Annotated in this window: 13 protein-coding genes; 3 read left to right on the forward strand and 10 right to left on the reverse strand. The window is 46.4% G+C overall.

From position 1 onward, the window contains the following. Nucleotides 1-76 precede the first annotated feature (76 nt). A protein-coding gene (locus ACH33_RS19410) for an IS3 family transposase (protein WP_409359893.1) occupies nt 77-1,254 on the forward strand; the annotation gives its coding sequence in 2 pieces (ribosomal slippage) (nt 77-353 and nt 353-1,254; 1,179 coding nt in all). Between the two features lie 79 nt (nt 1,255-1,333). Here ACH33_RS19410 and ACH33_RS12115 read toward each other — a convergent pair. Together ACH33_RS12115 and ACH33_RS12120 are read right to left on the reverse strand one after the other, a co-directional pair. After that, on the reverse strand, nt 1,334-1,741 hold the full coding sequence (locus ACH33_RS12115; protein ID WP_057899253.1) for a hypothetical protein: 408 nt from the start codon (nt 1,739-1,741) through the stop codon (nt 1,334-1,336). 98 nt (nt 1,742-1,839) lie between these two features. Next, nucleotides 1,840-2,583 carry a DnaD domain-containing protein gene (locus tag ACH33_RS12120; protein WP_057899254.1) on the reverse strand — a complete coding sequence of 248 codons (744 nt, stop codon included), beginning with the start codon at nt 2,581-2,583 and terminating at the stop codon, nt 1,840-1,842. Between the two features lie 320 nt (nt 2,584-2,903). Here ACH33_RS12120 and ACH33_RS12125 point away from each other — a divergent pair, with 320 nt between their 5' ends. Further along, nucleotides 2,904-3,434, forward strand: a complete 531-nt coding sequence (locus ACH33_RS12125) for a hypothetical protein (RefSeq protein WP_057899255.1) — start codon at nt 2,904-2,906, stop codon at nt 3,432-3,434. An 88-nt stretch (nt 3,435-3,522) separates the two neighbouring features. Here the strand turns inward: ACH33_RS12125 and ACH33_RS12130 are convergent, their stop codons facing one another. From ACH33_RS12130 to ACH33_RS12150, 5 genes are all read right to left on the reverse strand, one after another. After that, entirely contained in the window at nt 3,523-4,701 is a 1,179-nt protein-coding gene (locus ACH33_RS12130) for a pyridoxal phosphate-dependent aminotransferase (RefSeq protein WP_057899256.1), read from the reverse strand. Nucleotides 4,702-4,947: 246 nt separating this feature from the next. Then, complete coding sequence (locus tag ACH33_RS12135) at nt 4,948-6,477, reverse strand: AAA family ATPase (protein ID WP_057899257.1); 1,530 nt, start codon at nt 6,475-6,477, stop codon at nt 4,948-4,950. After that, a complete protein-coding gene (locus ACH33_RS12140; RefSeq protein WP_162265035.1) occupies nt 6,470-6,901 on the reverse strand; it encodes a hypothetical protein in 432 nt (143 codons plus the stop codon). The genes ACH33_RS12135 and ACH33_RS12140 overlap by 8 nt, the downstream gene beginning before the upstream one ends. A 371-nt stretch (nt 6,902-7,272) precedes the next feature. Next, nucleotides 7,273-8,451, reverse strand: coding sequence for an RNA-guided endonuclease InsQ/TnpB family protein (locus ACH33_RS12145; protein WP_057899259.1), 1,179 nt, complete (start codon nt 8,449-8,451; stop codon nt 7,273-7,275). Nucleotides 8,452-8,579: 128 nt separating this feature from the next. After that, nucleotides 8,580-9,068, reverse strand: coding sequence for a cell wall elongation regulator TseB-like domain-containing protein (locus tag ACH33_RS12150; protein ID WP_057899260.1), 489 nt, complete (start codon nt 9,066-9,068; stop codon nt 8,580-8,582). 137 nt (nt 9,069-9,205) lie between these two features. On the opposite strand from ACH33_RS12150, the gene ACH33_RS12155 reads away from it, so the two are divergent. Continuing rightward, nucleotides 9,206-9,391 (forward strand): hypothetical protein, encoded by a 186-nt coding sequence (locus ACH33_RS12155; RefSeq protein ID WP_057899261.1) that lies wholly within the window; start codon nt 9,206-9,208, stop codon nt 9,389-9,391. Nucleotides 9,392-9,479: 88 nt separating this feature from the next. Here the strand turns inward: ACH33_RS12155 and ACH33_RS12160 are convergent, their stop codons facing one another. Genes ACH33_RS12160 through dinG form a run of 3 tightly spaced genes read right to left on the reverse strand, consistent with a single transcriptional unit; the run spans nt 9,480 to nt 14,379 of the window. Then, nucleotides 9,480-10,781, reverse strand: coding sequence for an amidohydrolase family protein (locus ACH33_RS12160; protein ID WP_057899262.1), 1,302 nt, complete (start codon nt 10,779-10,781; stop codon nt 9,480-9,482). A gap of 45 nt (nt 10,782-10,826) precedes the next feature. Next, on the reverse strand, nt 10,827-11,561 hold the full coding sequence (locus ACH33_RS12165) for a redox-sensing transcriptional repressor Rex (RefSeq protein ID WP_327850987.1): 735 nt from the start codon (nt 11,559-11,561) through the stop codon (nt 10,827-10,829). Continuing rightward, a complete protein-coding gene (gene dinG, locus ACH33_RS12170) occupies nt 11,467-14,379 on the reverse strand; it encodes an ATP-dependent DNA helicase DinG (protein ID WP_162265036.1) in 2,913 nt (970 codons plus the stop codon). The genes ACH33_RS12165 and dinG overlap by 95 nt, the downstream gene beginning before the upstream one ends. Nucleotides 14,380-14,464: the final 85 nt, after the last annotated feature.

The raw sequence follows: 14,464 nt of genomic DNA on the forward strand, positions 1-14,464 counted from the left end.
TATCCCCTTGTGGTTGACAGTGTAAAAAAGCCCTGTGTTACAATGGATTTTCACTGTTAACTGGAGGGGATTTTTTATGGCTAAAAAGGGACAGAAGTTTCAACACTACACACCGGAGCTTAAGGCGGAAGCGGTTCGACTGTATGAAGAAGAGGGAATGAGTTATCAAGCAGTGGCAGAGCGACTGGAGATTCGAAGCAATACACAGGTGAAGCGATGGGTGAAAAAGTACCGCAACGGAGAAGATTTTAAAGATAAAAGAGGGGAATCAACAGCCTGGAGAAAAGGACGACCAAAGACGAAGTTTAAAAGTGTAGAGGAAGAACTGGCGTATGTGAAAGCGGAGCGTGATTACCTAAAAAAGCGATATCCAAATCTACACAAGGAGTGATTCCAAAAGAGAAGCGATTTGAAATCATCCATACCCTGCGCTCTACCTACCGTTTATGTTGGTTGCTTGAGATTGCAAAGGTATCCCGTCAGGGATACCATAAATGGCTGAAACCAGGGGAACATAAAGCGAGACGTAAACAGTTAGAAGAGGAGCTCAAGGCGCACATCATAGCCATATATACCATATGTCCGTTTTATGGCTATCCACGTATGACCGTTGCTTTACGAAAAGAAGGATACGATGTCAATCACAAACGTGTCTACCGCTTAATGAAAGATCTCGACCTTCGGTCGGTGATCCGTAAGAAGAGACGTTTCTTTGGCAAACAACCATCCGTAGTGTACCCAAACCTTCTTGCACGCCAGTTTAAGGCAGAAGCACCAAATCAAAAATGGGTAACCGACATTACGTATCTTCCTTTCCAAAACCAGTTTCTTTACTTGTCTGCCATACAGGATTTATATAGTAACGAAATTGTTGCCTATCATATTTCCGAACGAAATGACCTCAAGCTTGTCCTGGATACATTGGATAAAGCAAAAAGAAAAAGAAACGTGACTGGAACCATGATCCACTCCGATCAAGGATTCCAATACACGTCTCGTTCGTACAACAGACGAATCGAGCAGTGGGGCATGGTGGGCAGCCACTCTCGCAAAGGAAACTGCCTAGACAACGCCTGCATCGAATCGTTCTTTTCGCATCTCAAAACAGAAAAGTTGTACATGGATAAGTGTACGTCAATGGACGAACTTCATCAAGCCATTGGGCAATATATGACTTTTTACAACAGTGAACGGTTCCAGAAAAAGCTCGGCTATCTGTCGCCGATCGAATATCGGGAAAAAATGGACGCATAAAAATATAGGCTTTTTTAACACTGTCTACTTGACAGGGGTAAGACCACTCGGTCGATGAATTCCGGGTTTTTACATTTCTCTATTCTAACGGCGCTAATTCAAAACCTTCTTCAAACAATTGATAATAACGGATTTCCGGAAACGACACATCAGTATGTGTATAATAGCGCGTATCAATCACAATCCGCCCATCTTCCGGAAACTCTAAGTTGTCAAAATACGGCTTAGCTGCTACCAGTCGCCTCTGAATCTCCGCCCATGATTCGAACTGCCAGCAAATCTCCAGCTTATCATTGAACAGGCTAAAATGAACACCTGTTTCGGTAATAAACGGCATCACTTTTGTATGCATAATATCACCGTTCCAGACGATCATATCACCATTTTTCAACAGAATGCCCCGCGCATATTTTTCCTCACGATAAATATTTTTCACGTCACGCCGCGTCGGATTTGTATATAAAAACAAATCATCCAGGTTGCTCATTCGTCCGCCTCCCACATCGTTTCCAAATATGTATGACATCGACCGTTCTTTACTAAATAAAAATCAGTGGAAAATCATCGTTAATTAACCGCTCTCATCTATGAATCATTTTCTTCTTCCAACCAGTTGTAAAAAGAAAATTCCTGCGGCAACGCGTCCGCGGTCGCCCCCGATATACCTTGTTGTAAAACAGTTCCAGAACGTTCGCCGCGATGCTGGTGCTTGCGGAACTTAAGGCTGTACTCGCGCGCCTGCTGTGGCGTCCGTATGTTGTTGCGGTGCCATTCAAATAAAATCCGGTCAATATAACGGAAAAACAGTTTGCCGGAAATAACCGCTTCTCGAAGCGCCGCCATAATAAGCGCTTCACTATACCCATCCTGATCAAGCCACATCGCCAAATTCTCGCATTCAATCGGCGACAGGGGCCGCCCAAATTCCTCTTCGAAAATCGCGTACAAATTTTTAATATCTCTGCGTTCTTGCTTTTCTCTATCTGTCTGTCCTTTCTCTAGACAGGCGGCAATTTTTTTATATAAAGGCGTAAAACAGTACCATTCAGAACGCACCCCAGTTACAGGATCGACCGTTTCCTCAATTGAAAGATATCCCTGTTGCACCAGACGCTGCAGCATTTTGATAATGACTGAGGCGTCAGCGGACATTCTCTCCTCTAGTTCACCAATCGTCGGAAATGGTTTACCTTCTGCCTTAAAGCCAAGGAGATGAATAACTAGCATCATCTCCTCATCAGAAAGACCGAGCTTCCGGTAATTTTGCAAAACCAGATTGGAAAGCGAAGTCGTACCAGCCGCAAGCATCCTCGCTATGACATCACTCATTGAAATCCACCTCTCATGTATGAACGATTATAGCAGGACTGGCGCGACAAGTTTAGTCTTGCAAAAGTTTTGTTTTTCGCTTATGGGTAGAGTCGGTTCAAAAGACGCTGTCTTTCCTCCTTTGCCGTAAGAATTTCCTTTATTCTCTCGGCCTTAAGGCGGAGGAAAAAATAAAAATAACCTGTTACAATAACTATATCATAAGTATTTCCAGAGAAAGTATAGCGCAGAAAAAGGGGAAATGCAGCATGAAAACAATAAACCGGTGGTAAAAGTTAAGTGACATTTGACATTTCATTTAGAAAGTAGGAGATGCAGCGATGAAACTTTCTACGAAGCTGTTGGCCTTCATGCTAGGGATTTGCGTGCTCGGTACGGCAAGCGCCCTTGCCATCATACAACCGGACGTGCGCGCAGATGACATTCCCTCATCTCAACCAACCGGGCAACAGACTACTCCGGTCTCTGTCGTTTCCGCTGAAGAAGCAAAAGAGAAAAACGTATACACCAATGAAGAGATGGGCTTTTCGCTTCATATGCCTGCTTCATGGGAAGGAAAGTATCGCACAGAACAAACGGATAAAAACTGGGATGGATTTCCGGCTGTCATTTTTTCGGATACCAAGCACTCATTTGAATTATTAGAAATTGTAAAAATTCCCGAGAAAGTATGGAATAGCGAAGACTATAACGAGTCCCTTTATTTAAAATTGGCCAAACGGGACAGCACAGTGTATGCAGCCTTGTTTCCATCTGAAACGCTTTTTGTGGGCGATCAGGAAGTAACAGAAATTTCCGATATGTTAAATGATATGTACGCCCAAATTAAAACTTCATTCAAACTGCTATAAATCCAAAAGCGGAGGGTTTTCTGCCCGCCGCTTTTTTTCTCAAAAAAAGCCCGGAGACTGCCGTAACAGTCGGCTCCGAGCTTTTTGCTTACCTGCCTTCTACAAATTTTTTGATGCGGGCAATGCCTTTTTCCAATTGCTCCAAAGAAGTGGCATAAGAAATACGGATATGATTCGGCGCGCCAAAACCGGAACCCGGAATAAGGGCTACGTACTCTTTTTCAAGCAACGCCTGCGCCCATTCGTCCACATCGTTATATCCGCCTTTTCTCATGGCTTCGCTTACGTTCGCAAAAAGATAAAAAGCGCCTTTCGGCTCCACACAATGAATGCCGTCGATTTCGTTCATCAGTTTGACAACCGCTTTGCGGCGCTTGTCAAACTCCGCTTTCATCATTTCAAGCGGCTCCTGCGTTCCTGTGAGCGCTGCTAATGCACCATACTGCGCAAATGTTGTCGGATTGGATGTACTGTGGCTGGAGAGATTCGCCATCGCTTTGATGATTTCTTCGTTTCCTGCGGCATAACCGATGCGCCAGCCGGTCATGGAATACGGTTTAGACATACCATTGATCACAATCGTCAGCTCATACGCTTCCGGACTCAGGCTTGCAATACTTACATGTTCTTCTCCGTCATAAATAAGTTTTTCGTATATTTCATCGGATACGATGAGAATTTTCTTTTCAATGCATACTTGCGCGAGCGCCTCCAGTTCCTCGCGAGCATAAACGCTTCCGGTCGGGTTGCTCGGAGAGTTAAGAATAACTGCGCGCGTTTTATCTGTGATCGCCTGGCGCAACTGTTCCGGCGTAATTTTAAATTCATTTTCCTCTTTTCCTTCTACGAATACCGGAACCCCATCAGCAAGCGTAATCATTTCCGGATAGCTCACCCAGTATGGAATCGGGACAATAACTTCGTCGCCCGGGTCAACAATTGCTTGAAATAAGTTATATAAAGCATGCTTTGCACCATTGCATACGACAATTTGTGATGGTTTGTATGTAAGATGATTATCGCGTTTTAACTTTTCACAAATTGCTTTTTTCAACTCTGGAATGCCGGCAGCGGCCGTATATTTCGTCTGTCCTTCTTCCATCGCCTGTACAGCAGCATCGATAATATGCTTTGGTGTATTAAAATCCGGTTCGCCTGCTCCCAAGCCAACCACGTCATACCCCTGACTCCGCAATTCCTTCGCTTTAGCGGTGATGGCGAGCGTCTTAGATGGCGTAATTTGCGCCACGCGCTTCGCTACTTTCATAAATAAACCCTCCTCTACTGCCACAACAAAATATGCAACAATTTTATTTTTTCAATACCTTTTCATTGTAACTCTCTTGCAGAAAAATACAAGTAGTAAGAGAGACTTGTAGACACTACTCATTTCTTCTTTTCCTGCTCATGTAGCAGAAACAACCGTTTTGTGTCACAGCAGGCTGACCCGTAAAACATCTGAACCAGCAAAGAAAAAAGGCTAATCCGATTGAATTAGCCTTTCTTCTTTGTTCTATGCCTTAAGGCGGTGAGCCTCCAATTCCTCGATTTTATTTTGTTTCGGCAAGGCGCGCGCTTCTTCGAGCATCGCGCGAAATTGATCACCGTTAAGCACTTCCTCGCGCAGTAAATGATGTAGCGCATGAGAAAAGACCGGGAAATAATCGCTCAAAATTTGGCGCGTACGCTCTAATAAATCATTCAAGATGCGCTGACGCTCTTCATGCAGCGCCTCTTTGCTGACCATCTCCATTTTTACAATGCCAAGCTCCGACAAGCCACTGTCAATAATTGTGTTCACCAAACGAAGCGCCTGTTCAAAATCGTTACGGGAACCGGTGCTACGGCCGCCGTAAATCATCTCTTCCGCCACCGCGCCACCGAGCGCAATCATAATCTGTTGTTCAAGGTTCTCCAAGGTGTACAGGTAGCGATCCTGCTGCGGACTTTGGCGCACATATCCCAGCGCTTGGCCGCGCGGACGCAGAGATACCTGGGACACGGATAACGGACGAACAACTTCGGAGACAATCGCATGTCCGAGCTCATGGTTGGCCACACGTTCCCGTTCTTCCGCAGTTGATTCTCTGTCCGTCTGTTCACCCATCATTACCTTATCAATTGCCTGAGCAAAGTGACGCTGCGTAATTACTTTGCTTTTCTCACGGAATGCATAAATCGCCGCTTCATTGGTTACACTTTCTAACTGAGCACCGGAAAAATTAAACGTATCGCGTGCGATCGCTTCAATATCCACATCGTCTGCGAGCGGCTTATTTTTCACATGAATCTCGAGAATTTGCTTACGCGCTTTCATATCCGGAAGATCGACTACAATTTGCCGGTCGAAACGTCCCGGGCGCAAAAGCGCGTCATCTAGCATGTCCACCCGGTTGGTAGCCGCAATCATCAGAATGCGTGGATTTTCAGAAGTCGTAATACCATCCATCTCTGTTAATAACTGGTTAAGCGTCTGGTCATATTCGCGATGCTGGTTCCCTTCGCGTTTCCCGCCCAGCACGTCAATCTCGTCGATAAAAATAATCGCGCTGTCCTGATTATTCTTTTCGGCTTTTTGCTTTGCCTCTTTAAACAAATCGCGAATGCGCTGCGCGCCGACTCCGACGTACATTTCAACGAACTGGGAGCCGGAAGCCGCGACGAACGCAGAGTTCGTATAATTCGCTGCCGCTTTGGCCATCAACGTTTTCCCGGTGCCTGGAGGTCCGGTCAAAAGTATGCCTTTCAGCGGACGAATTCCGTATTCTTTTAACGCATCTTTGTGAATCAGGAAATCAAGCGCCTCCATCAACTCTTTCTTCGCGCGCTCCTGTCCGCCGATTTGCTTAAATTTTACTGTCGTTTTTGGCGTATCCAGCGCGCTTTTCTTCTGTGCAATAGGCATGCCGCCTTGTCTCATTATCAGAAACGCAATAAAACTAATAACCATCGCTACAATAATTAACGGAGCTACATTGATACCAAGAAATACAAGAAACACGATGATAACCGGTACCGCACCGATGATGATCTCTTTAACCATTCCGGCTCACCTCTCGCTCGCGCGGCAATACCGCATAATACGGACCTTTGCCGTCATTCAAATAAATGTACACATTCTGCTCGTCCATATAAGAAGTTGCATTCTTTAAACGATGCTTTTTTTTCATTTCTTCAAGCGCGATGGGAATTTTTGAATATGTGTGAAGTTCCATCGCCTCCGCAACGGCAAAAGCGTTCTCCTCCCAAATCTTCTGCAAGGAAATATTTGGAGAATAACATTCTATTTTTACCGTTTTTCCGTTTGCCTTATCCGATGCAATTTTCTTTATCGTTTTATAATCTTCGGCAAACTTCTCCGGATCATTAAACGAAACATTAAGGGTAATGGCATCACGGCCGACAGTAATGTTGTTTAGCTTTACGCTTTGCATTGCTGCAATTTCATTGGAGATTGGTTTTTTCACAAATTGATTTTGAAAGACATACCAACCCCCAAATAACAGCAAGCTGCTCACTAAAACGGATAAAAAGATGGGTAATGCACGTACCTTCATTCCCTACCCACCCCTTTCTACAGAAGTGATATATACTTTGTATATCACGTAGTATATCACAAATATATCCCCATTTGGACAAGCTTTTTTTTCCGGAATAATGATGAACCTCCCCCATTTACCATAGGTTGAAGTGGGGGTTTCTGAACTATCCACCTCGATAGAACAGGCGATCAGCGGGTTGTCGCTGATCTCACAGACACGTGCCGTCTGCGAGGGGAATCATTCAGCAACACACCCTTACGGGCGTGGGTCGGAACAAACCATCTACTACTTCTCGCTTAGGCGATCCGTAGATACGTGGGTTTCTGAATTTCAAACGGCAAGGACTGAATCTGATTTTCATACAACACTTTGGACAGTAGATTCGCAGCACCGTGAATGTCCCGATGTTGGGTATAGCCGCACGAACAGCGATACATACGCCCACGCACGTTCTTTTTCGCCCCGCAAACCGGACAGGTTTGCGATGTATAACGTTCCTCGCGCTTGTGGAGCATGATGCCTTCCGCCTTCAGTTTGTACGTTAGGTACTTCTTTACTTTCCCAAACTGCCACTGGCTCATTCGCTGATTGTGGCAGCGAGAACGTTTCTTTTTCTTCTTTCGCTGGACACCTTCGACGTCTCCAAGGTAGACTTCGTTCACTTGCTGGGCGACCACCCATTCGACAAACTGTTTCGTCGTTTTGTGCAAGGCATCCTGTAACTGGCGTTTACTTTTAGAAAGAAGATATTGTTTCGCCCGATTGTACCGCTTCCACTGACGGCTGTATTTCTGGCACTTGCTCATTTTTCGCTGAAGCTCTGCAAGCTTCTTGTTACGCAGGCGGTGAATGCTTCGGATTTTTCGTCCGGTCACAATGAGACTGTCTCCAGTTGTTGCGACGGCTGCAAGCGTATGAATTTCACCCGGGTCAATGGCGCATGTATGCGAACCCGGCGGGTTCGGTGCTTTCTTGCCATCGTCGTAGGTAAGACACAGATGCAGGCCCCGGTCGTAGACGAGTTCAATCTCTTTTACAGTTCCAGCGGGTAACTGAGTCACACGAACAACGAGCGGTGCTTGACGCTTGCCTTCCCAGATGCCGCGACTCAACGAGATGCGTCCGTTGGGATGAATGGTAAAACCGTCCGCCGCCCACTTTGTGTTGAAATACTTCTTTTGCTTATATGGATAGCGGACGTTCGTGTACCCTTCCTTTCGGGCCTGATGTGCGCTATCTCGCGCCCAAAGATATTTGTGGCACACAGCTTGTATGCTCTGGCTGTGCATTGGAAAACGACGCTTCAAGCGTTTTTGTAGTTCGGTTTTACCGATCCACTGCCCGGTTTGCTGGTGGTAGACTTTCGCTTCAGCCAAGCACATATTCCACACCTCTGCCGAGAAGCGATTTAAAGCAAACAGGGCATCTATGGTGGAGCGGGATGCAGTAAAAGCGACTTTTGCAGTTCGAATCATTCGAATCCCCTTCTTTCTCACTACGAACGTACATTCCTATTATACAACGAATAGAAGGGAAAAAGAAGCGCGATTCATCCCCCACCTACGCCGGAGGCGTGGAGGAAGGGGACTTCTCGCGTGTTATGTTAAAAATCACCTTCTGCAATGGGCACTCGATATACCTTCAAAAATTTACCGGTATACATATCAATGTAGTAATAGTTCAAACTATTGTCTCCATCTTCAAATAATACTTCCCACATCTTCTGCTTCCCCTGCTTGGCTGGAATGATATGGATAAGCTGGAAGTTCGGGTATTGTTTAGTTAATGCTTCGATAACATTCTCTTCAGGGATGAGACGGGACATTTTCTCCACTTCCCCTTGCTCCCCCTGAAACCAGGCCACAAGTTTTTCTCCTGTTTGCGTCTTTCCTCTGACAACAATATAATCTTCTGTTCCGTAATACACGTCAACGGAAGTGACCTCATTTATCTGCGTCCGTGTCAACGCAAGTTCCGTTCCACGCTCAATAATGGCATGTTGCTGTCCGCGCAGATGCAAATAAATGAAAGTCGCCACGCACAATGCCGCAACAAGTAAAACAAACAGCCCATATAGCCAAAACTTTTTCATAAGTTTACCCTTACCTGTTTTCCGTATTTTCAAAGATGTTCCACGCCGGAGCGCGGCAGGGGAATCAAAAAATGCTAAACATACTGCCTTTCCCCCCCGGAAATACTAAGCGTAAGCGCAGGAGGAGGTGAGCGGGTGTGAAGCAACCGCACCTTGCGCGTCTTTTTGAACAATTGCCGGAAGAAGTGGCCAGGCTATTGTCGGATGAACGAAATCCTTCATGGATGCTTCTCTCCTCCCCGTTTCGCCATGCGGGAGAAGATGATTTTGCATCTCTCCGTCAGCCGAACCTTCATTCTTGGATCATAATGGAACGGCCTTAAACCACAGGCAAGGATTCGCATTTTAATTCCCCTACCTATCCATCTTCCATTGTCCCTGCCGCAAACGGCGGGGAATTTTTTCTTTCCCTTACTTTTTCTCCAGTCTGGCAAACATCCGGTTTGCGTTTTCAATAACCGCTTCCTCATCCATCGTCAAACATCTGCCGTCTTTCACCAGTTGCACGCCTTGAACGAATACGTCTTTTACATCCCGCCCGCTCGCCGCGTATACCACATGCGAAATCGGATCATGCGACGGATGGAAAAACACCCTGCCGGAGTCGAGAATAATAAAATCTGCCTGTTTGCCGACTTCCAACGATCCAATTCGATCCTCCATAAAAACCGCTTCTGCGCCATAAATCGTTGCCATACGCAGCGCCTCCGTCGCCGGAACGAGCACCGGATTCTGGCGGTGACCCTTGTGCAAAAGCGCCACCATTTTCATTTCCTCAAATAAATCAAGGTTATTATTGCTTGCAGAACTATCCGTTCCAAGCGAAACACAAATCCCCCGTTCCATCATGTCCGGCACGCGTGCAATACCGCTGCCCAGCTTCAAATTACTGATCGGATTGTGTGATACTTTTACATCATATTTCGCCAGCGTATCCAATTCCTCATCCGTTAAATGAACAGCGTGCGCAACGAGCGTCGGCCTGTTAAATACACCAAGCTTCTCCAGATGCTCTACCGGACGGGTGCCGTAATCGTTCACATTTTGCTGTACTTCCCATTCCGTCTCGGACATATGAATATGCACCGGCAAGTCCAATTCATGGGCGCGTGCCACAATCCGCTCAATATAATCCGGAGGACAAGTGTAAGCTCCGTGCGGCGCCATCATTGTCATAACGCGCCCGTTTGCCGCACCGTTCCACTTCGCGGCAAAAGCACTCGCCTCTTCGAGTTTTCTCGTTTGTTCTTCCGGCGGGCAAAGTCCGATAACGCCGCGGCACAAACGGGCACGCATGCCGGATGCGACGGTAAGCTCAGCTACTATGTCCATATGATCATACATGTCCACAAATGTCGTCGTACCCGTCTTCAGCATCTCAACAATAGACAAAGAAGTGCCCCAGCGCACATGTTCTTCGGTAAATTGCGCTTCCAGCGGCCACATTTTCGTCTCCAGCCACTCCTGTAGCGGCAGATCATCGGCATATCCACGCAAAAGCGACATGCCGGTATGCCCATGCGTATTCACAAGGCCCGGCATAACAATCCGACCCTGCGCGTCAATCACTTCACCGTATGTGTCCAATTCTTCCGGCGTTGGCCCTACATATGTAAGAACCCCATTTTCAAATGCGATGGCTCCGTCATAGATGACTTCATTCGTGTTATTCACTGTAAGCACTGTTGCATGAATGATAATTGTTTTCATAATATGTGAGGCGCGCGGGAAGCGCGCCTTCCCTCCTTACTCTATTTTTTATAAATAATACGCCAAGCTATGCAGTTCCATCGTTACATCCGCATCATGGACGCGAACGTTTTCCGGCACGCGTAAATTCGTTGGTGCGAAATTTAGAATGCCAGTAATACCGGCGGCGACAAGGCGATCGGCCACCGCCTGTGCTGCGTCCGCTGGCACCGCAATAATGGCAATGCGGATATTCTTTTCTTTTACCGTATTCGCCAATTCTTCCAATGGTTGAATCATCATATTTACGATTTTTTTACCGATTTTATGCGGATCTGCATCAAAAATAGCGACAATTCGCATACTATCTTTTAAATAAGCGTTGTAATTGCTAATCGCATGTCCAAGATGCCCCGCTCCGACCAACAAAACGTTAACCTGCTTGTCAAGCTTAAGAATGCTTTTGATTTTTTCCACAAGATAGTTAACCTCATAGCCAATCCCCTTGCGGCCGAACTCGCCAAAGCAGGCAAGATCCTTGCGAATTTGTGCCGGGTTTAAATCAAGCGCTTCGCCAAGCTGCTGCGATGAAACGGTACGAACGTTCATTGCTTTTAAATTGTTCAAATAACGCAAATAAACGGGAAGCCTTCTAACAACGGCTTCGGATATTTTTGGCACTTTCACTTTTTGTCCTCTCCTTCTTACCTTACCCCCACTGTTTTGGCTCGGTCGCTTCCTCCTTGCTGTTTCTTTCTGCGCTTTTTGTTCTTGCGAGCCAATCCGAAATTTCGGGTAATAAATCTTCCGTTGGCTTCACAATTACGTTTGTCTCAGGTAACGACTGAAGAAATAGCCGGCCATAGCGAGCATCGATAACGCGTCGATCATAGATAAGCACGACCCCCCGGTCCGTTCCTGTCCGCACAAGGCGACCGAATCCTTGCTTAAACCGGATGAGCGCTTGAGGCACGGACAACTGCATGAAAGCATTTTTGTTTTGCTGCTCCAGCTGCTGGTTACGCGCTTCAACAAGCGGATGATTCGGCGGGACGAATGGAAGGCGAACAATTGCAAGGCAGGATAGATCGTCGCCAGGAATATCAACACCCTCCCAAAAGCTGCTCGTGCCAAGCAATACACAGGCTTCCAGGGAGCGAAACTGCTTGGTTAATTTGCTGCGGCTACCGCTGTCCACCCCGTGTCCCAGAACAGTAATGTTCGCTTCTTTTAACCTTTCTTTCAAATGTTCATATACGCCGCGCAACATCGCATATGAAGTAAACAAGACAAGCATTCGCCCTTTCGTTGCAACGGCCACCCGTGCCAGTGAATCTATTAGCGCGCGGATAAATTGTTCTTCCGAGGAACCTTTGATATTCGGTACCTCACTCGGGATGCAAACGAGCATCTGTTGCTTATAGTTAAACGGAGAGGAAAGCACGATGGTACTTACTTTGTTCTCCGCGAGCAAGTCCGCAAGCCCGAACCGTTCCGTCGCGTAAGCAAAAGAAGAATTGACGCTTAGCGTAGCCGAAGTAAGAATGACAGATTCTTTTTTGTTGAAAAAACGCTCGCGCAACGTGCTCGATACATCGATCGGCACGCGGTGCAAATAAATCGTTTTGCGGGTTGTGCGCGTGTCAAGTTCAATCCAATAGACATGCTCTTCATCTTCTGTAAGCAACATATGATGCAATAGCTCCGCGTATTCGAGACAATCCTGCACAGCCCCGTTTAAATCAGTCAAAAGTCCTTTCATGCCAATCGGCGCGTCATCGCTTTGAATGTTTGCGTAAATCGCCTCCAACCTCTTGCCGATGGCAAGCAATAAGTCCACGCTGTTACGCACGGCAGAAACAACGGCGCGTCCCCAGCGGCTTGTTAAGTGCTCCTGTTTATAACGAAGCACCGTATGCCCGATTTCTTCACCTTCTTTCGCCCGCTGGTGGGACCACTGATAAAGCAAATTGTACATCTCACGGATCGTTTCTTTTCCTTCGCGAATTTGCTGATACGCCGCCTCAATAAGATGTTTGCTTTCCTCATAATCAGCTATACTCCAAGCCCGTACCGCCTCTTCTACTTCTTCAAGCAGCCCCACACCGCGATCCGGGTGCAGATGATGCAGCATACCCTCCAGTTGGTAGGAAGAGATAGTATCCCCTAAATGACGACTTGCTACGTCGTCAAAGTGATGCGCTTCATCAATAACCGCATACTTATACGATGGAACAATTCGATGCTCCGAATTCATGTCGGTGAATAAAAGTGAGTGATTCGTTACGATGACTTCTGCTTGCTGAGCTTTGCGCCGCGCATGGTGATAATAGCACCGCGAAAACCAGGGACACTGTCGGTTCAAACATGAACCCGCGTCGCTCTGCACCTGTTTCCAATATACCTGTCCGCCGGACGGGAGGCTGATTTCTTCCACGTCGCCTGTCTCTGTCTCCGTCAACCAGACAAGCATTTGCGACTTGCTTAACTGAATATCGTAATTATCCTGCTCTTCCTGTAGACTATGTGAAAACTTTCGCAGGCATAAATAATTATTTCTTCCTTTTAATATGGAAATACGCGGCGCATCATCGCCAAATATCGCCTGCAAAATCGGCAAATCACGTGTGTACATCTGCTCCTGCAGTTGAATCGTATGCGTGGAAACAACAACGACCTCTTCCTGCTGCTTCGCCCAGAAGACAGCAGGAATTAAATACGCGAGTGATTTACCTGTTCCTGTGCCTGCTTCTACCATAAGATGTCGACCTGACGCAAATGATTCGTACACCTGTTTCATCATCGCAACCTGAGCAGGGCGCAACTCAAAGCCGGGCATACATTTTTTTAATAACCCCTGCTCCCCAAACAGACCATCGGCAAACCCATCAAAATCAATCGCTTGTTCCAGTGATCTGCCACTTTCTTGTTTGATCGCTTTTCTCTTTTTCAAGCAGATTTGGTGAATAACTTCCAAATCTGTTCCTGGTTCGTACGTACCTTCACGAACTTTTTGGTGTTCAATGTCCGATAGCAGCATCTGAATATCGGAATGAAAGAGTCTGCTTAGCCTTTGTAGATGTTGAATCGTAACGAGCGGCAGATTGCGTAATTTCTCAAGCAAATGCAACAAAATATGCGCAGTCGCCTCGGCATCGGAATCAGCCTGATGCGGATGTTCATGCATAATGTCGAGACTAACTGACAGATCGGATAATCGATATCCTTCCTGTCTTGGAAGCAACAGACGCGATAGCTCAACCGTGTCAATCAAAGGTCCGGTAAACGGATGATATCCCGCTTCCTGCAACGCATTCTGTAAAAACGCCAGATCAAAAAAGACGTTATGAGCCACAAACACAGCTCCATCTAACATCTTCAACAATGGCGGCAGCACCTCCTCTATCATCGGAGCATGCACCACCATGTCATTCGTGATACCCGTTAAATTCTCAATAAAAGGGGGAATTTCAGTCTGCGGGTTAACCAAGGTTGAAAACCGTTCCGCAATTTTACCATTCCGGATAAGCACCGTACCGATTTGAATGATTTTATCCCCCTCTTTCGGTCGATTGCCCGTCGTCTCAAAATCGACCACAACAAACGTGTTCAATCGTTTCACCTCATCATTTTCCGCTTCCTTCGCTTCTCCAAAGAGAGGGATGCACTTATTATTTTCTATCACTCAGAAAGGAAGTGCAATATAA

The sequence above is a fragment of the Aneurinibacillus sp. XH2 genome (genome assembly GCF_001439585.2).
Taxonomy (GTDB): Bacteria; Bacillota; Bacilli; order Aneurinibacillales; family Aneurinibacillaceae; genus Aneurinibacillus; species Aneurinibacillus thermoaerophilus.